The sequence below is a fragment of the Pseudomonas fluorescens genome (genome assembly GCF_001623525.1).
In the GTDB taxonomy this organism is placed as follows: Bacteria; Pseudomonadota; Gammaproteobacteria; order Pseudomonadales; family Pseudomonadaceae; genus Aquipseudomonas; species Aquipseudomonas fluorescens_Q.
Genome location: NZ_CP015225.1, coordinates 1,954,690 through 1,974,584, shown reverse-complemented (window position 1 = coordinate 1,974,584; position 19,895 = coordinate 1,954,690). Strand labels below are relative to the sequence as shown.

Sequence of the window (19,895 nt, the reverse complement as noted above, 5' to 3'; positions counted from 1 at the left end):
GTAATTGGATGAATCGGTCACGGCGTTTTAGCGGTCCAGCAGTCCTCGGGCGGCAAGGTTACGCAGCAAGGCGCTGACACCAAAGGTCCAGGGGGCGGCGTCGCAGCTGTGGGTCACCTGGTTATGCAGGCTTCCGAGCAACGGGCTGCTGATGCTGACCACATCACCGCGTTTGTGGGTGAAACCGCTGCCGGCATGATCACGGTCTTCGGTGGGGGCGAACAGGGTACCGAGAAACAGCACAAAACCATCCGGGTATTGGTGATTGGCGTTGAGTGTCTGGCCTGCCAGGTCCTGTGGGTCGCGGCTGATCTGGTTCATGGAGCTGGAGCCGTGCAGGCGGTAGCCATCCTCGCCGTGTACCTGAAGATCGACCACGCACTCCCTGACATCATCCAGGCTGAAGTGTTCGTCAAACAGGCGAATGAACGGCCCGATGGCGCAGGAGGCGTTGTTGTCCTTGGCCTTGCTCAGCAACAGTGCGCTGCGGCCTTCGAAATCCCGCAGGTTGACGTCGTTGCCCAGGCTGGCGCCGAGGATCTGGCCCCGGCTATTCACGGCCAGCACCACTTCGGGCTCCGGGTTGTTCCATTGCGAGCCGGGGTGAATGCCGATGCGGCTGCCGCTGCCCACGGCGGCCAGGACCGGTGCCTTGGTGAAGATCTCCGCATCCGGGCCGATGCCGACCTCCAGGTACTGCGACCACATGCCCTGTTCGATAAGCAAGGCTTTGAGGCGCATGGCTTGCTCGGAGCCCGGCACGATCGTGCGCAGGTTGTCGCCGATCACGCTGTGGACGGTGGCGCGTACGGCTTCGGCCTTCGCGGCATCGCCGCCGGCCTGTTCCTCGATCACACGCTCGATCATGCTGGCGGCGAAGGTCACGCCGGCGGCCTTGATCACTTGCAAGTCCAGGGGCGGCAACAGCGACGGTTTGCTCGGGTCGGCATCAGGGCCGGTGTTGGCCAGCAGGGCTTCGACACTGGCGATGAAGGTGCCGGGTGTCTGTCGCACGGCGGCCAGCGGCGATTCTGTTTCCAGCAGATCACTCAATGTCGCAAAACGATCCGAGAGATCGAATACACCGTCGCTGCGCAACGCAATGGGCGAAGGCCCGGCGATTCGGCCCGGCACCCAGGCACGACCAATCAGGGTTCCGGCCACACCATCGACGGGCAGGGTATTCTCGGGAGTAAGCAGTAGCGACATGGCAAGTCTTCCTGTTCGTAAAGCCTTCACGCTAGGGTGGCCGCTCGATAAACTCCAATGAGATATATTCAGTATTTGATAACGTCGGGTTATCGACGGCCTGAGGAATAGCCATGTCAGATCTGTCCTTCTCCAGCTTCTGTGGCTGGCTCAAATTCCGCCACTTGCTGCTGATCGACACCTTGGGGCGCACCCGCAACATGCACCTGGCGGCGCAGCAGATGAACCTCAGCCAGCCGGCCATCAGCAAGATGCTTAAGGAAATCGAAAGCCTGCTCGGCTTTGCGCTGTTCGAACGGCTGCCACGGAGCATGCCGCCTACGGCTTTGGGCGAACACGTACTGCGGTATGCGCAGATTGCCTTGAATGATGCGCGCTCGTTCGTCGAGCAAATCAGCAGCTTGCGCGAGGGTGGTCACGGCTTTCTCAAGGTCGGCGGAATCTTTGCCGCCACTGCGGTGGCTTTGCCCGAGGCGATCTTGCAGATCAAGCAGCGCTGGCCGTTGCTGTCGATTGAAGTGGTGGAGCAGACCAGTAACCACCTGATGGAGATGCTTGAAGAGAAGACGCTCGACCTGGCGGTGGCCCGTTTTACCGATCAAAGCCAGCAGCAGCGCTATGACTTCCAGCCGTTGGCCCCGGAGCCGTTCTGCATCGTGGTCAACTATCGCCATCCGTTGGCCGGCGCGGGCCCGGTCTCCTTGCAGCAGTTGGTGGACTTGCCGTGGATTCTCTACCCCGTCGGCACGCCGATTCGCGCACGCATGGAGCTGGCGTTCGCCGAGGCCGGGGTGGGAATGCCGCGCAACACCATCGACACCATTTCCATGCAGACCTTCCTCCAGGTGCTGCAACGCGGGCCCATGATCGGCATGCTGCCCCATGCGATGGTCGATCCGCTGCTCGAAAGCGGCCAGCTCAAGACCCTCGACACCCCGCTGCACCTGGTGCCGCAGGACTACGGCATTCTCACGCGCAAGGATGAGCCGTTGGTAGGCGCGGCGCTGGAGTTCGCCGAGATCCTCAAGGACAACGCCCGCCAGATGATTTGAAGACGCAATCGAAACTGTTTGGTCCGGGGACATGGTTAACCTGTGGCGAGAGGATTTATCCCCGTTGGGCTGCGCAGCAGTCCTAAACTCGGCCCCGCCTTCTGTCAGGTTGATTTTACGTTGAGCTTTTTGGGGCTGCTGCGCAGCCCAGCGGGGATAAATCCCCTCGCCACAAGTCATGCGCCTTGACTTAAATCCTCGTCCGGATTTCTAGAACCTTGATAACGGGCGGTTATCGACTAATCCAAAAATGCCATTGGGAAAGAATCGATCCCCGACAGTAGAGTCCTCGTTCAATCGCCGGATGATTCGCTCATTCGACGTGACCCAATAAAAACAATCAGGGGTTACCTCATGCAAACCATCTCCGAGCAGTTGCCCGCGCAGGCGCCCGCCTGCGAATTGGATTTCGAAGACCGGACCTACCGCAAGGTGATCTGGCGGATCCTGCCCGTGTTGCTGTTGTGCTACATGGCGGCGTACCTCGATCGAGTGAACATCGGGTTCGCCAAGCTCGACATGCTTAACGAGCTGCAATTCAGCAACACGGTGTATGCCTTGGGCGCCAGTATGTTTTTCTGGGGCTATTTCCTCTTCGAAGTCCCCAGCAACCTGTTGCTGCATCGCTTTGGCGCGCGGTTCTGGATTGCCCGGATCATGCTGTCCTGGGCGGTGATTTCCATGGCCGTGGCCTACACCGTGCCGCTGGCAGGCTTCTTCCACATCGAATCGAGCAGCATGTTCTATGTGTTGCGCTTCTTGTTGGGCATCTGTGAAGCGGGCTTTTTCCCCGGCGTGATCCTGTACCTCAACTACTGGTTCCCGACCCATCGGCAGAGCCGGGTGATGTCCGGGTTCCTGCTGGCGTTGCCGGTCAGTCTGACCCTGGGCGGGATACTTTCCGGTTGGCTGATGAACAGCATGCAAGGGGTGCATGGCCTGTCTGGCTGGCAATGGATGTTGCTGATCGAAGGTATTCCTTCGATCATCATGGCGTTCGTGGTGATCGTCTGCCTGGCCGACAACATCGACAAAGCCAAATGGCTGTCTGTCGCGGAAAAAGCCCTGCTCAAGGCCAACCTGCAAACCGACAACCAGGGCAAGGCCACGCGCTTGAGTGAAGTGTTCTTCAATCCTCGGGTGTGGTTGCTGGTGTTGATCCTGCTGACCTTCAACACCGGCTTCTACGGCCTGGCGTTCTGGATGCCGTCGATCATCAAGAGCACCGGTATCACCAACAGCTTGCACATCGGTTTGCTGACCGCCATTCCTTACTCGGTGGCAGTGGTGGCGATGCTGCTCAACGCCCGGCACTCCAACCGCACCGGTGAGCGGCGCCTGCACGCGGCGATCCCGGCGTTCATTGGCGGAGCCGGCCTGATCCTCAGTGCGTTCTTCGCCGACAACCTGGTGTTGTCCGTGCTCTTTCTCAGTGTTTCCGCTTCCGGGATTCTCAGCCTGATGCCGATTTTCTGGACCCTGCCGGGCACCGTGCTGTCGGGCGTCGCCGCCGCAGCCGGCATTGGCATGATCAACGCCATCGGCAACCTGTCGGGCTTCACCGGTTCGATGATCACCGCGGTGGCGGAAACCCTCACGGGCAACATCAACAACGGCACCTATGTACTGGCCTTGTGTCTTTTGGTCAGTGGTGGACTGATCCTGGCCATTCCCGCCTCAATGCTCGGCAGGACGCCCAAGCACGCCACCACGGCAGCGCAACTGGAGACCGCATGAACCTACAAAACAAGCGCGTACTGGTCACGGCAGCGGGGCAGGGCATTGGCTTGGCCAGCGCCGTTGCTTTCGCCCGGGCCGGTGCCGAGGTGTTCGCCACTGACATCGATATCCAGGCGCTGGCGGGGATCGAAGGGATCACCGCCATGCCTTTGGACGTCACGTCGCCTGCGGCCATCAGCGCCGCCTGTGAACGCATCGGTGGGCTCGACGTGTTGTTCAACTGCGCAGGCTACGTGCACAGCGGCAACATACTGCAATGCGATGAAGCAGCCTGGGCACGTTCGATGGACCTCAATGTCACGGCCATGTATCGGATGATCCATGCGTTCCTGCCGGGCATGCTGGCCCGTGGCGGCGGTTCGATCATCAACATGTCGTCGGTGGCCTCCAGCGTCAAGGGCGTGCCCAATCGATTCGCCTATGCCACCAGCAAGGCCGCAGTCGTGGGCCTGACCAAGGCCGTCGCCATCGACTTCGTCAGCCAGGGCATCCGCTGCAACGCGATCTGCCCAGGCACCGTGGATTCACCCTCGTTGCGCCAGCGCATCGCTGACCAGGCCGCGCAGCAGGGCGTGGATGAGGCGCAGGTCTACCGGCAATTTCTCGACCGCCAGCCCATGGGCCGCATCGGCCACACTGAAGAGATCGCCCAGTTGGCGTTGTACCTGGGCAGTGATGCGTCCGCCTACACCACGGGTGCCATCCACATCATCGACGGTGGCATGAGTATCTGAACCCCGGTCTTCACTTGAGCAGGAGCACGACATGAAACTATTGCGCTACGGCGAAAAAGGTTCGGAAAAACCCGGGCTGTTGGATGCCGACAATCAGATCCGCGACCTCTCGGCCCATGTGCCGGACATCGCCGGGCAGGCCCTCGGCCCGGACAGCCTGGCAGCGCTCGCCACCCTCGACCCGCGCAGCCTGCCGCTCGTGGCCGGCCAGCCGCGCATCGGTGCCTGTGTCGGGCAGGTCGGCAAATTCATCTGCATCGGCCTGAACTACGCCGACCATGCGGCCGAGTCGAACATGGAGGTGCCGAGAGAGCCGATCATCTTCAATAAATGGACCAGTGCCATCTGCGGGCCGAACGACGACATCCAGATCCCGCGCGGCTCGCTCAAGACCGACTGGGAAGTCGAGTTGGGCGTGGTCATCGGTAAAGGCGGACGCTACATCGACGAAGCCAATGCCATGGAGCATGTCGCCGGCTACTGCGTCATCAACGATGTGTCCGAGCGCGAGTGGCAACTGGAGCGCGGCGGCACCTGGGACAAGGGCAAGGGCTTCGACACCTTCGGCCCCCTTGGGCCGTGGCTGGTGACGCGGGACGAAATCGCCGACCCGCATACGCTGGACCTATGGCTGGAGGTCGACGGACACCGCTATCAGAACGGCAATACCCGTACGCTGATCTTCAGCGTGCCGCAACTGATTGCCTACCTGAGCCGGTGCATGAGCCTGCAACCCGGGGATGTGATCTCCACCGGCACGCCGCCCGGCGTCGGCTTGGGCATCAAGCCCAACCCGGTGTTCCTGCGGCCGGGCCAGACCATGCGCCTGGGAATCCAGGGCTTGGGCGAACAGCGCCAGGTCACGGTGCAGGCGGACTGAGGGCTGGGCCCGCTGTCATCTTCGCGAGCAGGCTCGCTCCCACAGTGGATCTTCGACAGGCACACAATTCATGTGCCCCACAGGCTCCTGTGGGGGCGGGCTTGCTCGCGATAGCGGTGCTCCGGCCTGGCCTCACTTGGGTTCAACACGCCTGACACGCTTCATCACCACCACAAAAAACACCGGCACGAACACCACCGCCAGCGTGGCGGTGATCATCCCGCCGATCACTCCGGTACCGATGGCCTGCTGGCTCGCCGAGCTGGCGCCCGTGGCAATCGCCAGCGGGACCACCCCAAGGATGAAGGCCAGCGAGGTCATGATGATCGGCCGCAGGCGCAGGCGTGCAGCCTGTAGCGTGGCGTCGATCAGGTCGTGACCTTCGTCGTACAGGCTCTTGGCGAACTCGATGATCAGGATCGCGTTTTTCGCCGACAGGCCGATGATGGTGATCAGCCCGATCTTGAAAAACACATCGTTAGGCATGCCGCGCAACGACACGGCCAATACCGCGCCGAGCACACCCAGCGGCACCACCAGCAACACCGAGGTCGGGATCGACCAGCTCTCGTACAGCGCCGCCAGGCACAGGAACACTACCAGCAGCGACAGGCCCAACAGAATGGGTGCCTGGCTGCCGGACAGGCGTTCCTGCAAGGACAACCCGGTCCATTCCTGGCCCAGGCCCGTCGGCCCCAGGGCCACCAGCCGTTCGATTTCGGCCATGGCTTGTCCGGTGCTGTAGCCCGGTGCCGGTTCGCCGGAAATGCTCACCGCCGGATAACCGTTATAGCGGGTCAATTGCGCCGGCCCCTGGGTCCAGCGGGCCTGGACGAAGGCTGACAACGGGACCATTTTTCCGCTGTTGTTGCGCACATGAATCTTCAGCAAGTCTTCGACCTGGCTGCGCTGGTCGCCCTCGGCCTGGACTACCACCCGCTGCATCCGCCCCTGGTTGGGGAAGTCGTTGATGTAGGCCGAACCCACTGCCGTGGACAACACACTGCCGACGTCGGCAAAGGAAATGCCCAGGGCATTGGCCTGCTTGCGGTCGACTTCCAATTGCACCTGCGGCGCCTCCGCCAGGGCGCTTTCACGCACATTCATCAGCATCGGGCTTTTGTCGGCGGCGGCGAGCAATTCGCTGCGGGCCTGCATCAAGGTGGCATGGCCGAGGCCACCACGGTCCTGCAAACGGAACTCGAAACCGCTGGAAGTGCCCAGGCCATCCACCGGCGGCGGCAGCACCGAGAACGCCATGGCATCCTTGATTTGACCCAGGGCCAGGTTGGCGCGGTCGGCAATCGACGCCGCCGAATCCTCGGCGCCGCGTTGCGACCAGTCCTTGAGGGTGGTGAAGGCCAGGGCCGCATTCTGGCCGCTGCCGGAAAAGCTGAAACCGAGAATGATCGTGCTGTCACCGACCCCCGGTTCGCCGGCGTTGTGGGCTTCGATCTGCTCGACCACCTGCACCGTACGATTCTTGCTGGCACCCGGTGGCAGCTGGATGTCGGTGATGGTGTAGCCCTGGTCTTCCACCGGCAGGAACGAGGAGGGCAGGCGGCTGAACAGCACGCCCATGCCCACCAGCAACACGCCGTAGATCAGCAGATAACGGCCGCTGCGTTTTACCGCATAGGCCACCCAACCTTGATAGCGCTCGCCGAATCGGTCGAAACCACGGTTGAACATGCCGAAGAATCCAGTCTTGGCGTGGTGATCACCTTGGGCGAGCGGTTTGAGCAAGGTTGCACAAAGCGCCGGGGTCAAGGTCAGGGCGAGAAAAGCCGAGAACAGAATCGATGTCGCCATCGACAACGAGAACTGCTGGTAGATCACCCCCACCGAGCCGTGCATGAACGCCATCGGAATGAACACCGCCACCAGCACCAGGGTGATGCCAATGATCGCCCCGGTGATCTGCCCCATGGCCTTGCGTGTGGCCTCCTTGGGCGACAAGCCTTCCCGGGCCATGATCCGCTCGACGTTCTCCACCACCACGATCGCATCGTCCACCAGGATGCCGATGGCCAGCACCATGCCGAACATCGTCAGCACGTTGATCGAGAACCCCAGCGCGAGCATCGTCGCGAAGGTGCCCATCAGCGCCACCGGCACCACCAATGTCGGGATCAGGGTGTAGCGGATGTTCTGCAGGAACAGGAACATCACCGCGAACACCAGCAACATCGCCTCGCCGAGGGTGTAGATCACCTTGGTGATCGAGACCTTGACGAACGGCGACGTGTCGTAGGGAATCTTGTATTCCACGCCGGCCGGGAAGTAGTGCGACAGCTCGTCCATCTTGTTGCGCACCAGGGTCGCGGTGTTCAAGGCGTTGGCGCCCGGAGACAGTTGCACGGCCACGGCAGTGGACGGCTTGCCGTTCAGGCGCGTGGAAAACTGGTATTCCTGGCTGCCGATTTCTACCCGTGCCACGTCGGCGATGCGCACCGTCGAGCCATCGGGGTTGGCCTTGAGCACTATGTCTGCGAACTCTTGCGGTGTGTTGAGCTGGCCTTTGACGACGATGGTCGCGGTGATTTCCTGGGTGTGGCGGCTCGGCAAATCGCCCAGGCTACCGGCCGATACCTGGGCGTTCTGCGCCACGATGGCTGCGTTTACGTCGGCCGGAGTCAGGTTGAAGCCCACCAGTTTCTGCGGGTCGATCCAGATCCGCATGGCCCGTTCGGCCCCGTACAACTGGGCCTTGCCGACACCGTCCAGGCGCTTGATCTCGTTCATCACGTTGCGCGCCAGGTAGTCGCTGAGAGCCACGTCGTCGAGCTTGCCGTCGCTGGAGGTGAGGGTGATCAGCAGCAGGAAACCAGCGGAGACTTTGTCCACTTGCAAGCCTTGCTGGGTCACCGCTTGCGGCAGGCGTGACTCCACGGCCTTGAGGCGGTTCTGCACATCGACCTGGGCCAGTTCCGGGTTGGTGCCGGGTTGGAAGGTCGCGGTGATGGTGGCGCTACCCAGGCTGCTCTGGGACTCGAAATACAGCAGGTTGTCGGCGCCGTTGAGTTCTTCCTCGATCAGGCTGACCACGCTTTCGTCCACGGTTTGCGCCGAAGCACCCGGGTAGACGGTGTAGATCTCGATTTGGGGCGGGGCCACGACCGGGTATTGCGCCACCGGCAGTTGCGGGATGGCCAGGATACCGGCCAACAGGATGAACAGCGCGACCACCCAGGCGAACACCGGACGGTCGATGAAGAACTGCGGCATGGCTTAGTGTCCTGCCTGTGGCCCGTGAACCTGGGCGAGGGGAAGTGGGGTGTCATCGACCTGGACCTGCTCACCGGGACGGGCATGTTGCAGGCCTTCGATGACGATGCGGTCGCCGGGTTTCAAACCTTGCGTGACGACCCAGCGATCGTTTTGCGCGGCGCCCAGTTGCACAGGTTGCTGGCTGACCTTCTGTTCGGCGTCCAGCATCAGCACCTGGGCAACCCCGGCGCTGTCTCGCAGGACGGCCCGTTGCGGCACAGTGATGCCCTGGCTGTTGACCGCCTGTTCCAGGCGCACGCGAATGAAGCTGCCAGGCAGCAGGTCCAGGTCGGGGTTGGGAAATTCGCTGCGCAGGGTGATCTGGCCGGTGCTCGGGTCGACGCTGAGGTCGGTGAACAGCAATTTGCCGGGCAGCGGATAGGGGCTGCCATCGTCCTGAATCAACGTGGCCTTGGCCTGGCCCTGGCCGACCGCTTGCAAGAGCCCTGCGCGAAAGGCGCGGCGCAGGTCGTTGAGTTCGCGGGTCGATTGCGTGAGGTCGGCGTGGATCGGGTCCAGTTGCTGGATCAACGCCAACGGCGTGCTTTCGTTCTGCCCGACCAAGGCACCTTCCGTCACCAGCGCGCGACCGATACGTCCGGAAATAGGCGCGGTCACCGTGGCGTACCCCAGGTTCAGTTTCGCCCGTTCCACCGCGGCCTTGCTGGCAGCGACATCGGCGGCGGTCTGGCGCACGCTGGCCCGGGCGTTGTCGTAATCCTGGCCACTGATCGCTTTGTCATCGATCAACTGGGCGTAACGTTGTGCCTGCAAACGGGCCTGGAACGCATTGGCCTCGGCCTTGCGCAACGCCGCCTCGGCACTGTCCAGGTCGGCCTTGAATGGCGCCGGATCGATGCGAAACAGCAGCTCGCCCTGTTTGACGTCGCGGCCTTCACGAAACACCTGTTGCAAGACGACCCCAGCCACCCGCGCCCGCACTTCGGCTACCCGCGGCGCGGCGATCCTGCCACTTAGCTCGTTGCTGATCGACAGTGGTCGGGCCTGAACGGTTTCGATACGCACGCTTGCCAGCGGGGAGGAGGCGTCTGGGGGCGAGGCGCTATCACAGCCACTGAGCAGCAGCGCGCCGACCAGCAGGCCCAGTGTGATGAAAGGAATCTTGGACATGGTGCTTCCCCAATAATGAACCCGTCAATGCTACGGACCGGGGTCAATGGCAGGGGTGAAGCTTTGTAGGGGGTGTGTGAAATTGTGTAAGGGGGACTGTCGAGGCGCGCGGCTCACCCGTCCAAACCCACCACCGAAATTTCGCCCTTGGCCTTGCCTGATTGCAGCAGGGCCATGGCAGCACCGATGGCCATTTCGTCATTATTGGCGACGATGGCATCCATCAATGGCGCCTGGCGTTCGTCTTGCTGCAGGTATCAACGTTCTATCAAGAAATGGCCAAGGCCATCCGTCTCGCGGCGACGGATTCAAGCTGTTTGAAAGGCGAGCCGGAGATTCTGTTCCTGGAGCACGAATCTCCTCATCAAGTCGCCCAATTGCTGCTTGAACTGGCCATGATCGAGGCGATGGTCGAACATCTTCAGGGCGGGTCGGGCGGTGGCACTCAGGTGCACTTGTTGCCCTTTGAAATAGTGACGGTCGAAAGTCTCTAAGCGAGACCTGGCCAACGCCCTGGCACGATGATCCGCCGCTACCTGGGGTATCGGCAGATCTCGTTTGCCGCCTAAGCCTCAGTAAGGATTGCAATACTGTGCGACAGCCCTGGCCTGGTCGACGTAAGGACGTGCCGGCTCAAGGTTCCACTCGGGCTTGTTCCTGACGGGTTTGCCATCGAAGGTGGCCGCCAGATGACACACTAGTTGCCGGCGGATGGATCCGCCGTAGACGCTGTATTGCCGCCATTGCCCGTCGTCTTTGTGCTTGTTGTACAGCTCGGCAAACATCCTGTCGGTCTGGTCATCCTTGATCGCACGGCCGCAGGCCGTGGGCACGACCTGGAGCGACCAGGTATCGGGCCCAAGCTTCGGATCAGGGCGGCGTACCCAAGTACTGGATTCGATGTAGCGTTCACAGAATTGTTGCGTGGGCGGCGTGGTTCGGGTGCAGGAGAACGTGGCCTTGCTGCCCGGCGTCCTGGGGAAGTCGATCTTGATGATGTTGCGATCCTTGCCGGTCTTGTCTTTGTAGTCCCGTTGGTTGGCCAGGGCATCGTTCAAGCCCCGTTGATCGCTGTAGAAAAACGCCAGGATCGGCAATGCATCGTCTTTCGGGTTACCCAGGCGCAGTTCGGTCTGGGTTTGAAATTCGCGGGTATTGATGACTTGCCGGGCGCCCATGAAGTTTCGAAACGCGTCGACCCGTTCCCGGCTGCTCATGGGGTTGCGCATATTGAATCCACATTGCAACTGGTCTTGCTTCCTGTCGTTGTTGAACCGGGTGAAATGCGCGACCCAGGCATTGGCGTTGAGGATAGGCGGCGCCATGGCCTGGCAGACAGCCTCTGTCTGCGCGGTGTTTTTGTTGTTGCCGCAGCCTCGGTCATTGCGAAAGTCGGTCCAGGCATCGTTCGGAAATGCGCAGTAGATGTGCACCGGGGTTTCCGGTTCGCGTACCTGGTCGATCGGCGTGATGATGTAGCCGTTCTGGGTGCTCATGCCAGGATCTTCATAGCTGATGCCATCGACCCGCATCCAGGAGGCGGCAAAGGTACCCAGTTCCTTCGCTTTCGGGCTCGGGTTCCAGACATCCCATTTTTCGCCCTTCGCCGGGTTGGCGCGGTGGGTGCCCCTGATCAGCAACCCCGAACAATCCGAGGCCGGGTCCTGCCGGCAACTGTCGACGGTGTTGTTATACAAACCTTCCACCCGTTTCAGCGTCTCTTCGCACGACTCGGCATTGGCCGCTGTCGTTTGCCAGAACAACGGGAGGACGAGCAAAGGCGTGATTCTTTTCAAACGTGTCTTCATGACGTGACTTCCTTGTGTTGGAGCCGGTAGCCGGCGCGGCATTCCATGCCGGGAAAGAGAAAACAGCAGGGCTCGTGATGCCGGCCGGCGGCTTTCATTGAGCCTGTCGCGGGCATCGGCAGTGTTATGGACGAGGGCGACTCAACGCGAGAGCGAATGGCAACCAGCCGCCGCATTGAGTTCCTGGTGCGCGTCCTTGAGGATGTTGTAGTTGGGGTTGATGCGGGGCTTCAGCGGATCATGCGGCGACTGGGCAGCTACCGTATGGAATGCCAGGGGCAGGGTTAAAAACGCGCGAGCAGCTGCGCACATGTCGACACTCCTTGTCGAACGAGATGGGTGAGTTTCAAGGTAGTCAACCGATTCCCACAGGTCAAATCAGCGCTTTTGCTTCAGGTGGTACTGGCCTGACGCTCCTCATTGCTCAAGCATCAATGTGCGCCAGACTCTGCGGCGCCGATACGCTTTCACTCATCGGCCATTCCCGAGTGGATCTTGATGACGACCTTACCCTTCGATCGTCCTTGTTCGACATAGCTCAGGGCATCGGCTGTCGCGTCGAAGGGGAAGGATCGATCAAGCACCGGCTTGATGCTGCCGGACTCGACGAGGGTGGTGATCTCCCGCAGCTGAGGACCATTGGCACGCATGTACACGAAGGCGTAGCTCACTCCCTTTCGGTGGGCCTTGCGGCGTATACCGCTGCTCAACAGGCCCATGATCAGTCTCAGCACCCAGGAAAGTCCCTGGGCCTGGGCGAACTGTGGGGTGGGGGGGCCGGAGATGGAAATGAGTTGGCCGCCTGGTTTCAGGATCTTCAGCGATTTCTCCAGCTCATCGGCGCCCAGGCTGTTCAACACGATGTCATAGTCCTGCAGGACGCTGGCGAAATCCTGCTGCTTGTAATCGATGACAACGTCTGCGCCCAGGGCTTTGACCCACGGCACATTGGGGGTGCTGGTGCTGGTCGCAACGAAGGCGCCGAGGTGCTTGGCAAGCTGGATGGCGAGGGTGCCGACGCCACCTGAACCGGCCTGGATGAAGACCTTTTGGCCTTTCTTCAGCCGGGCGGTTTCAACCAGTACCTGCCAGGCGGTCAGGGCGACCAAGGGCAGGGCGGCGGCTTCTTCCATGCTGATGTTTGCCGGTTTCACGGCCAGGGCATTTTCGTTCACTGAAATCTGCTCGGCGAAGGTGCCGATGTGCCCGTCCGGGGCGCGGGCATAGACTTCATCGCCCGGCTTGAATTGCTCGACACGGGATCCCACGCGGACCACGACCCCGGCCAAGTCATGACCCAATGCCAAGGGAAAGGAGTAGGGCAGGATCAGCTTGAATTCGCCTTTGCTGATCTTTGAATCCAGCAAATTGACGCTGGCAGCCTGCACGCGGACCAGAACGTCGTGGTCACCCACGTCAGGGGTCGGTAGCTCGCCGATACGACCACTGTGCTTGCCGTAGCGGTCGATTAAAAATGCCTTCATGGTGCTTTGCTCTCATAAGGGATGCAGTGCAGTGATCACTTGGCCCGGCATCCGGAAATACCGGCGCTGTCCTTCGCGCCGGCACCTGCTAAACGATGATCACGCCGGGTCTTGATAGCGTTCGGCGACATGGGACTGCCGGATTTGCCCGAGCAGGCCTTGACGTGCGGCCTGCAAGGCATCCCAGCGTGCTTCTTCATGCAAGGGCGGGATGGTCACCGGCTCGCGACGATCAAAACCGACCAGCGCGGCATCGACCAGGTCACCGACTTCCATGATTTCATTCAGGGTGTTGATATCGATGCCCGCGCGTTCCCAGATCTCAGTGCGGGTGGCCGCTGGCAGGACGGCTTGTACGTAGACGCCTTTCGGAGAGAGTTCCAGGCTGAGTCCCTGGGAGAGAAACAGCACGAACGCCTTGGTCGCGCCGTAGACCGACATACCGAACTCCGGTGCCAGGCCAACGACGGAGCCGATGTTGATGATCGCGCCGTCACCCGCTTCCACCAGGCGTGGGGCGATGGCGCTGGCCAGCCGGACCAGCGCGGTGGTATTGAGCGACACCAGGTGCGCGACACTGTCGGTCGACTGTTCGATGAAGGTCCCGGATTGGGCGGCGCCGGCGTTATTGACCAGGATGCCGATGTTGGCGTCGTCGCGCAGCCGGGCTTCGACGGTTGTCAGGTCGCCGAGCTGGGTCAGGTCGGCCTGGAGAATATCGACGGCAACGTTGTGCTCGCTGCGCAGCTTGGCGGCCAGCGCTTCCAGGCGCGCGCTGTCGCGGGCCACCAGGACGAGATCGTGTCCACGTTGCGCAAAGCGTTGGGCATAGACAGCGCCAATACCGGTGGAGGCGCCAGTGATGAGAACAGTTGTGCGAGTGTCCATGGAGATTCTCTTCTTCAAGGTATCGATGAGCGAGTCGCGCGCTGTTATTCAGGCGCGCAGTCGGGTCTGGCCAGTGTTACTGCGCGCTGGATTCAGCGAGCGTTGGATAGTCGATGTAGCCCGTCGCACCACCACCGTAGAGGGTAGCGGGATTGAACGCCGACAAAGGCGAGCCGGTCCTGAGCCGCTCCACCAGGTCCGGATTGCCGATGAACGGCCGGCCGAAGGCGATCAGGTCAGCCTTGTCTTCGATGAGTCGTGAGGTCGCCAGGTCCAGGTCGTAGCCGTTGTTGGCGATGTAGGTGTTTTTGAAGCGCTGGCGCAAGGCACCAAAGTCGAAGGGCGCAACGTCGCGCGGCCCACCGGTCGCGCCTTCGACCACATGCAGGTACACGATGTCGAGGGTGTTGAGCTGGTCGATCAGGTAGTCGAACTGGGCCTGTGGCGCGCTGCTGGACACACCATTGGCCGGCGAGACCGGCGAGATGCGCAGGCCGGTGCGGTTGGCGCCGACTTCGTCCACCACTGCCGCCGTCACTTCCAGCAGCAGGCGAGCACGATTTTCAATCGAGCCGCCGTAGGCATCGGTGCGCATGTTGGCGCCGTCCTTGATGAACTGGTCCAACAGGTAGCCGTTCGCACCGTGGATCTCTACGCCGTCAAATCCCGCGGCGATGGCGTTCGCCGCCGCCTGGCGAAAATCGTTGACGATCCCGGGCAACTCGCTGATGTCCAGCGCTCGCGGTTCGGAAACGTCTTCGAAACGGTTGTTGACGAATACCTTGGTCGCCGGACGCAGAGCGGAGGGGGCCACTGGCGCCGCACCGTTCGCTTGCAGGTCGACGTGGGAAACGCGGCCGACATGCCACAGTTGCAGGAAAATCCGCCCGCCTTTGGCATGCACGGCAGCGGTGACCGTGCGCCAGCCGTCGATCTGGGCCTGGGTGTAGATCCCGGGGGTGTCCTGATAGCCCTGGCCTTGCTGGGAGATCTGCGACGCCTCGGAGATCAACAGGCCTGCCGACGCTCTCTGGCTGTAGTAAGTGGCAGCGAACTCGCTCGGCACAAAACCTTGCCCCGCACGGTTACGTGTCAGCGGCGCCAGGACCACTCGGTTGGAAAGCGTGAGATCACCCAACGTGTAGGGTGTGAACAGGATCTGGTCAGTCATGACGTCTTGTTTCCGTAGGTTTGGATAAAGGGAGCGCGTGCAGCCTGGCGAGGTGAGCGCGCTTTTCATTAGGATGATGATCGAAATCTAAGCTGTCAACGAATTTGATTATGCTCGACATCTATGTATGATGTGGGCATGAATTTCGAGCAGCACGAGGGAGTGAAAAATGAGGGTGACCAAGGCCCAGGCCCAGGCAAATCGGGAGCACATCGTCGAGACGGCCTCTGTCTTGTTTCGCGAGCGAGGCTTTGACGGCGTGGGTGTGGCGGACCTGATGGCGGCCGCCGGCTTCACCCATGGCGGGTTCTACAAGCATTTCGGCTCCAAGGCCGACCTGATGGCCGAAGCGGCGGCGAATAGCCTTGCGCAGTCGCTGACCGACAATGCAGGCATCGACGTAGCTGGTTTCGTCGATCTTTACGTGTCCAGGGACCACCGTGACGGCCGGGGTAGCGGTTGCACCATGGCGGCACTGTGTGGCGACGCTGCCCGTCAATCGCCCGAGCTGAAGGCTACCTTTGCCAACGGCATCGAAGACATGCTGGCCGCGCTTGAAAGCCGGTATGAGGCCGGGCAAGACGCGCCGCAGGAAGCGATCAGGGCAAAAATGCTCGACATGTTGGCGCATGCCGTCGGTGCGATCGTGTTGTCACGGGCCTGCCCGGACGATTCCGCGCTGGCCGATGAAATCCTCGAGGTGTGCCGCGCCCGGATCATTGCGGCGCTGCCGTCGTCGCCCGCGAAGCAGCCTTAGTGATCAAAATGCTGTTCACTTAAGAAAAGCGGTGCACCCGTGGCGGTCTTATAGCGACGCCCTGACCACCAGGGGGCAATCCACCGGCTGGGCGCCCGATACCTCGAGGTTCTCGATCAGGTGCCGGGCCGCCTGGCGTCCGATCTCGTAGTACGGCAGTTGTACCGTGGTCAGTGGCGGCATGAACAGTTCGGCGATGCCGATCATGTTGTCATAGCCGAGCACTGCGACATCGTCGGGAATTTTCAGGCCGCGCCCCAGCAACAACTGATAGGCGCAAAAGGCAATGCGGTCGTTGCCGCAGACCAGGATGTCGAATTGCGGACGGCCGTCAACGATATGCCGGTCGAGAATGGCGGCGGTTTCATCATAGGCGTCGTGATCGGAAAGGTCGTACTGCAGGAGTGCTTCAGGTGCCAGCCCGACGGCCTGACAGGCGCGTTTCAGGCCTTGTTGACGCAGGCCCCAGGCAAGACTCTTCCTCGGCAAATTGATACACAGCGGGCGTCGATAGCCTTGGCTCAACGCATGCTGCATGGCTCGATGCTGCCCGGCTTCATCATCCGGCACATAACTGACCAAGTGGCTGTCATCGGCCAGGCAATTGGCGAGCACCAGCGGTTTGCTCTTGAGTCGTTCGGGAATGCTCACCTGGCGCAATCCCATGGCACTGAAGATCAACCCGTCGGGGCGGTGCGATAGCATCAGGTCGATGTTCTGATCGGTGGGCGGGTTGCTCAACAGGTTAAGGATGAAGACGTTCCAGCCTGCCTGCTGCGCGGTCTGTTCGATGGACAGCAGCAACTCGACGGCAAACGGCGTGGTCGCGGTGTCCAGTGCGAACACACCGATGGTGCGCGCCTGCAGGTTGTCGCCGCGCATCCTGCGCGCCGACAGGCTCGGTACGAATTGCAGTTCCTCAATGGCGCGACGTACCCGCTGAAGGGTTTCGGGGCTCAGTTTTTCCGGCGTGTTGAGCGCGCGCGAAACCGTCATCAGGGATACGCCGGCCAGCTGTGCAACGTCTTTCACGGAAGTCATGCGAAGTGCGGCCAGTCAGGTTGACGCGGAATCATGACACAGGCCCTGGGCTTCTCGCGACTCGAATGACGGTCCTCACAGCCAACCCGAGTCCAGCGGCCACGCCTTGGGAATGGCGACGCGCCCGCCAGTCCCGTTCGCCAATAGTTTCACCCCGAGGCTGTCGGGCCGCGGATAGAGGCGGCTGCTGAAGCTGAAGCGGCCGTTTTCCTCGAACACCTCGATGGACGAGCGATCGAGAAATACCCGCAGGTGCAGCTGTGTTTGCGAAGGCACGATCGACACGCTGCGCTGACCGCTCACTTGCGCACCCGAGCGGCTGCGATCGAGCACCAGGCGTTGCAGTGACGCGTCGTAATAAAGCAGGGTTTGTTCCTGCTCATCGGTGCTGCAGCGCAAGGCGATGCCCAGGTGGCCTTCGGTGCAGTCGAGCAGATCCAGATGCACATGGATTTCGAGCCTGTCGCCCTTCACTTGCGGCACCCATCGGCTGCCCGACTCGCCCCACGGCGCGACGCTCGGCAGCGGCGCCTGGCGCAGCGCGGTCAGTTCCCGTGCCGGAAACACGCCAAGGCGATCGCCCTGCAGTTCAAGCTCGCGGGGCAAACCGAGCATGCCGCACCAGTGATGGGCCTGGCTCGGCATCGGGCTTTCCCACATGTCCAGCCAAGCCCACACCAGGCGCCGACCATCGGCGGTCTCCAACGTTTGCGCGGCATAGAAATCGTGACCGTTATCCAGTTCGATGAACGGCCCGCCGGTGAAGTGCCATTCGCTGTCGAGCCGGCCAATGCGATAACCGGTCTGGTACTTGTTGAGGCGTTCGTAACCTTCGGGTTTCATCCCCTGGGGGGAGTAAAGCAGCACGTCACAGCCGTTGAGGCGAAACAGGTCCGGGCATTCCCACATGTAGCCATCGCCCTCATTGCCACTGGACACGTAGTCGAGGAAGTCCCAGGTGTGCAGGTCGGTGGAGCGGTACAGCGGCAACAGCGGCTTGTCGCCCAGGCGCGCGCCGGCAATCAGGTACCAATAGCCATCCTCCCGCCAGACCTTGGGGTCGCGAAAGTGCATGATCGTTTCTTGCGGCGCGTTCTCGATGACGGCGCCATGCTTGACGAACCGGATGCCGTCGTCACTGGTGGCCAGGCACTGGACCTGGCGGATAAAGCGTTCGTCGCCCACTTCTCCCAGCCAGGTGTGCCCGGTGTAGATCAGCGCCAAGGTGTCGCCACACACCACCGCGCTACCGGAAAAACAGCCGTGGCGGTCGAAATCATCGCCTGGCGCCAGGGCGAGAGGCAGATGCTGCCAATGGACCAGGTCGGTGCTCTTGGCGTGCCCCCAATACATCGGACCCCATTTGGCATCGAAAGGGTGGTGTTGGTAGAACACGTGATACTCGCCACGGAAAAACACCACCCCGTTAGGGTCGTTCATCCAGCCTGCGACAGGCGCCAGATGATAGGCCGGTCGATAATCGCCGATGAGACGAGACTGACCTTCACTCAGCGCCTGCTGCGCATGTTCAAGGGGGGAGGGCATGGGGGCGTTCATGGCATTCACAGACACAGTCATAGGGCGCCTGCTTTTGGCGAGCGCTGCGGGACGTCCTCCGGGAGGACTTCAATAACAGCAGGATGGCGCCTCAAGGCCGTGCCATCCGCGTCGAACAGATGCACGCTGCCGAACGCCAGTTGCAGTTCAACCCGATCGCCCACTCGCCATCCGGCGTTGACTTCGCAGCGACAGATCAAGGGTTCATCCTCGCCTGACTCCAGGTGCACGTAGGTTTCGCTGCCCAGGTATTCGACCCCGACCACGCCGACCACGCCGACCCCGGCGCTGCCTTGCGCCGCTTTGAGCGACATGTGTTCCGGGCGAATCCCCAGGGTCAGCGGACTGCCCACCGCCAGGTGGGCGCTGTCGAAGGGAAGGGGCGTCATGCCCAATAAAGGGCTGTCGATCTGGCTGGTCTCACCTGGGGAGTGCAGGCGCGCCGGCAGAAAGTTCATCTTGGGCGAACCGAGGAAACCGGCGACAAAGCGGCTGGCCGGGTGCTCATAGAGTTCGCGTGGCGAGCCGACCTGCTCGATGCGGCCGCCATTGAGCACGACAATCTTGTCGGCCAGGGTCATCGCTTCAACCTGGTCGTGGGTCACGTAGATCATGGTCGAGCCCAGTCGCCCATGCAGCCGAGCGATTTCGTTGCGCATCTGCACGCGCAGAGAGGCGTCGAGGTTGGACAGTGGCTCGTCGAACAACAGGATGTCCGGTTCCCGCGCCATGGCCCGGCCCATGGCCACTCGCTGGCGCTGTCCACCCGACAGTTCCCGTGGCTTGCGCTGCAGCAGTTTATCCAACTGCAGGATTTGCGCGGTTTTCAGCACTCGCTCGCGCAGGCTGGCCTTTTCGGTCTTGGCCAGTTTGAGGCCAAAGCTGATGTTGTCGTAGACGCTCATGTGCGGGTACAGCGCATAGGACTGGAACACCATGCCGACGCCACGCTCGCGCGGTTCCAGGTCATTGACCCGGCGTCCGTCGATCAGCAGGTCGCCGTCACAGATCGAATCCAGTCCGGCGATCAGCCGCAGCAAGGTCGACTTTCCGCAGCCCGAAGGGCCGACGAAAACCACGAATTCACCCGCCGAGATTTCCAGGCTGACGTCGCGAAGAATGCGTGCGCCGCCCAATTGTTTGTTCACGTTGTCCAGCTTCAACTTGATCACG

17 protein-coding genes and 1 pseudogene are annotated in these 19,895 nt (G+C 61.7%); 6 read left to right on the top strand and 12 right to left on the bottom strand.

Going from position 1 to position 19,895, the window contains the following annotated elements; translation table 11 throughout:
- Positions 1-27: 27 nt before the first annotated feature.
- On the bottom strand, positions 28-1,209 hold the full coding sequence (locus TK06_RS08370; RefSeq protein WP_063321686.1) for a fumarylacetoacetate hydrolase family protein: 1,182 nt from the start codon (positions 1,207-1,209) through the stop codon (positions 28-30).
- Between the two features lie 113 nt (positions 1,210-1,322).
- Between TK06_RS08370 and TK06_RS08365 the strand changes: the two genes are divergently transcribed.
- The 4 genes from TK06_RS08365 (at position 1,323) to TK06_RS08350 (ending at position 5,615) form a co-directional block, all read left to right on the top strand.
- Positions 1,323-2,261, top strand: a complete 939-nt coding sequence (locus TK06_RS08365) for a LysR family transcriptional regulator (RefSeq protein ID WP_063321685.1) — start codon at positions 1,323-1,325, stop codon at positions 2,259-2,261.
- Positions 2,262-2,615: 354 nt separating this feature from the next.
- The gene (locus TK06_RS08360; protein WP_063321684.1) at positions 2,616-3,998 is read left to right on the top strand and encodes an MFS transporter; all 1,383 of its coding nucleotides are present in this window, start codon (positions 2,616-2,618) and stop codon (positions 3,996-3,998) included.
- On the top strand, positions 3,995-4,735 hold the full coding sequence (locus tag TK06_RS08355) for an SDR family oxidoreductase (protein ID WP_063321683.1): 741 nt from the start codon (positions 3,995-3,997) through the stop codon (positions 4,733-4,735). The genes TK06_RS08360 and TK06_RS08355 overlap by 4 nt, the downstream gene beginning before the upstream one ends.
- Before the next feature lie 31 nt (positions 4,736-4,766).
- A complete protein-coding gene (locus TK06_RS08350; RefSeq protein ID WP_063321682.1) occupies positions 4,767-5,615 on the top strand; it encodes an ureidoglycolate lyase in 849 nt (282 codons plus the stop codon).
- 132 nt (positions 5,616-5,747) lie between these two features.
- On the opposite strand, the gene TK06_RS08345 is transcribed toward TK06_RS08350, so the two are convergent.
- The 3 genes and pseudogenes from TK06_RS08345 to TK06_RS31670 all read right to left on the bottom strand — a co-directional run.
- Complete coding sequence (locus tag TK06_RS08345; RefSeq protein ID WP_063321681.1) at positions 5,748-8,843, bottom strand: efflux RND transporter permease subunit; 3,096 nt, start codon at positions 8,841-8,843, stop codon at positions 5,748-5,750.
- A gap of 3 nt (positions 8,844-8,846) precedes the next feature.
- Positions 8,847-10,016, bottom strand: a complete 1,170-nt coding sequence (locus tag TK06_RS08340) for an efflux RND transporter periplasmic adaptor subunit (RefSeq protein ID WP_063321680.1) — start codon at positions 10,014-10,016, stop codon at positions 8,847-8,849.
- Between the two features lie 116 nt (positions 10,017-10,132).
- Positions 10,133-10,243 (bottom strand): annotated as a pseudogene (locus tag TK06_RS31670) (rhizopine-binding protein); the annotation flags it as partial.
- Between the two features lie 18 nt (positions 10,244-10,261).
- On the opposite strand from TK06_RS31670, the gene TK06_RS08335 reads away from it, so the two are divergent.
- The gene (locus TK06_RS08335; protein ID WP_063321679.1) at positions 10,262-10,510 is read left to right on the top strand and encodes a hypothetical protein; all 249 of its coding nucleotides are present in this window, start codon (positions 10,262-10,264) and stop codon (positions 10,508-10,510) included.
- Between the two features lie 78 nt (positions 10,511-10,588).
- Here TK06_RS08335 and TK06_RS08330 read toward each other — a convergent pair whose 3' ends face one another.
- The 5 genes from TK06_RS08330 to TK06_RS08315 all read right to left on the bottom strand — a co-directional run bounded on the left by TK06_RS08330 (position 10,589) and on the right by TK06_RS08315 (position 15,367).
- On the bottom strand, positions 10,589-11,824 hold the full coding sequence (locus tag TK06_RS08330; RefSeq protein ID WP_063321678.1) for a DUF2599 domain-containing protein: 1,236 nt from the start codon (positions 11,822-11,824) through the stop codon (positions 10,589-10,591).
- Positions 11,825-11,965: 141 nt separating this feature from the next.
- Complete coding sequence (locus tag TK06_RS32715) at positions 11,966-12,136, bottom strand: hypothetical protein (RefSeq protein WP_203417414.1); 171 nt, start codon at positions 12,134-12,136, stop codon at positions 11,966-11,968.
- A 155-nt stretch (positions 12,137-12,291) separates the two neighbouring features.
- Positions 12,292-13,308, bottom strand: a complete 1,017-nt coding sequence (locus TK06_RS08325; RefSeq protein ID WP_063321677.1) for an NADP-dependent oxidoreductase — start codon at positions 13,306-13,308, stop codon at positions 12,292-12,294.
- Positions 13,309-13,407: 99 nt separating this feature from the next.
- The gene (locus TK06_RS08320; protein ID WP_063321676.1) at positions 13,408-14,196 is read right to left on the bottom strand and encodes an SDR family NAD(P)-dependent oxidoreductase; all 789 of its coding nucleotides are present in this window, start codon (positions 14,194-14,196) and stop codon (positions 13,408-13,410) included.
- Between the two features lie 76 nt (positions 14,197-14,272).
- Entirely contained in the window at positions 14,273-15,367 is a 1,095-nt protein-coding gene (locus TK06_RS08315; RefSeq protein WP_063321675.1) for an alkene reductase, read from the bottom strand.
- 169 nt (positions 15,368-15,536) lie between these two features.
- Between TK06_RS08315 and TK06_RS08310 the strand changes: the two genes are divergently transcribed.
- Entirely contained in the window at positions 15,537-16,124 is a 588-nt protein-coding gene (locus tag TK06_RS08310; RefSeq protein ID WP_063321674.1) for a TetR/AcrR family transcriptional regulator, read from the top strand.
- A gap of 48 nt (positions 16,125-16,172) precedes the next feature.
- Here the strand turns inward: TK06_RS08310 and TK06_RS08305 are convergent, their stop codons facing one another.
- The 3 genes from TK06_RS08305 to TK06_RS08295 form a co-directional block, all read right to left on the bottom strand.
- Entirely contained in the window at positions 16,173-17,165 is a 993-nt protein-coding gene (locus TK06_RS08305) for a LacI family DNA-binding transcriptional regulator (protein ID WP_063321673.1), read from the bottom strand.
- A 75-nt stretch (positions 17,166-17,240) separates the two neighbouring features.
- Positions 17,241-18,743, bottom strand: coding sequence for a glycoside hydrolase family 32 protein (locus TK06_RS08300; protein ID WP_086936604.1), 1,503 nt, complete (start codon positions 18,741-18,743; stop codon positions 17,241-17,243).
- On the bottom strand, positions 18,740-19,894 hold the full coding sequence (locus TK06_RS08295) for an ABC transporter ATP-binding protein (protein WP_063321671.1): 1,155 nt from the start codon (positions 19,892-19,894) through the stop codon (positions 18,740-18,742). The genes TK06_RS08300 and TK06_RS08295 overlap by 4 nt, the downstream gene beginning before the upstream one ends.
- Between the last annotated feature and the right edge of the window lies 1 nt (position 19,895).

Bases quoted from the DNA above. Each gene is read 5' to 3' on its own strand.
- TK06_RS08370 (WP_063321686.1), bottom strand. From the start codon at position 1,209: ATGTCGCTACTGCTTACTCCCGAGAATACCCTGCCCGTCGATGGTGTG.
- TK06_RS08365 (WP_063321685.1), top strand. From the start codon at position 1,323: ATGTCAGATCTGTCCTTCTCCAGCTTCTGTGGCTGGCTCAAATTCCGC.
- TK06_RS08360 (WP_063321684.1), top strand. From the start codon at position 2,616: ATGCAAACCATCTCCGAGCAGTTGCCCGCGCAGGCGCCCGCCTGCGAA.
- TK06_RS08355 (WP_063321683.1), top strand. From the start codon at position 3,995: ATGAACCTACAAAACAAGCGCGTACTGGTCACGGCAGCGGGGCAGGGC.
- TK06_RS08350 (WP_063321682.1), top strand. From the start codon at position 4,767: ATGAAACTATTGCGCTACGGCGAAAAAGGTTCGGAAAAACCCGGGCTG.
- TK06_RS08345 (WP_063321681.1), bottom strand. From the start codon at position 8,843: ATGCCGCAGTTCTTCATCGACCGTCCGGTGTTCGCCTGGGTGGTCGCG.
- TK06_RS08340 (WP_063321680.1), bottom strand. From the start codon at position 10,016: ATGTCCAAGATTCCTTTCATCACACTGGGCCTGCTGGTCGGCGCGCTG.
- TK06_RS08330 (WP_063321678.1), bottom strand. From the start codon at position 11,824: ATGAAGACACGTTTGAAAAGAATCACGCCTTTGCTCGTCCTCCCGTTG.
- TK06_RS32715 (WP_203417414.1), bottom strand. From the start codon at position 12,136: ATGTGCGCAGCTGCTCGCGCGTTTTTAACCCTGCCCCTGGCATTCCAT.
- TK06_RS08325 (WP_063321677.1), bottom strand. From the start codon at position 13,308: ATGAAGGCATTTTTAATCGACCGCTACGGCAAGCACAGTGGTCGTATC.
- TK06_RS08320 (WP_063321676.1), bottom strand. From the start codon at position 14,196: ATGGACACTCGCACAACTGTTCTCATCACTGGCGCCTCCACCGGTATT.
- TK06_RS08315 (WP_063321675.1), bottom strand. From the start codon at position 15,367: ATGACTGACCAGATCCTGTTCACACCCTACACGTTGGGTGATCTCACG.
- TK06_RS08310 (WP_063321674.1), top strand. From the start codon at position 15,537: ATGAGGGTGACCAAGGCCCAGGCCCAGGCAAATCGGGAGCACATCGTC.
- TK06_RS08305 (WP_063321673.1), bottom strand. From the start codon at position 17,165: ATGACTTCCGTGAAAGACGTTGCACAGCTGGCCGGCGTATCCCTGATG.
- TK06_RS08300 (WP_086936604.1), bottom strand. From the start codon at position 18,743: ATGACTGTGTCTGTGAATGCCATGAACGCCCCCATGCCCTCCCCCCTT.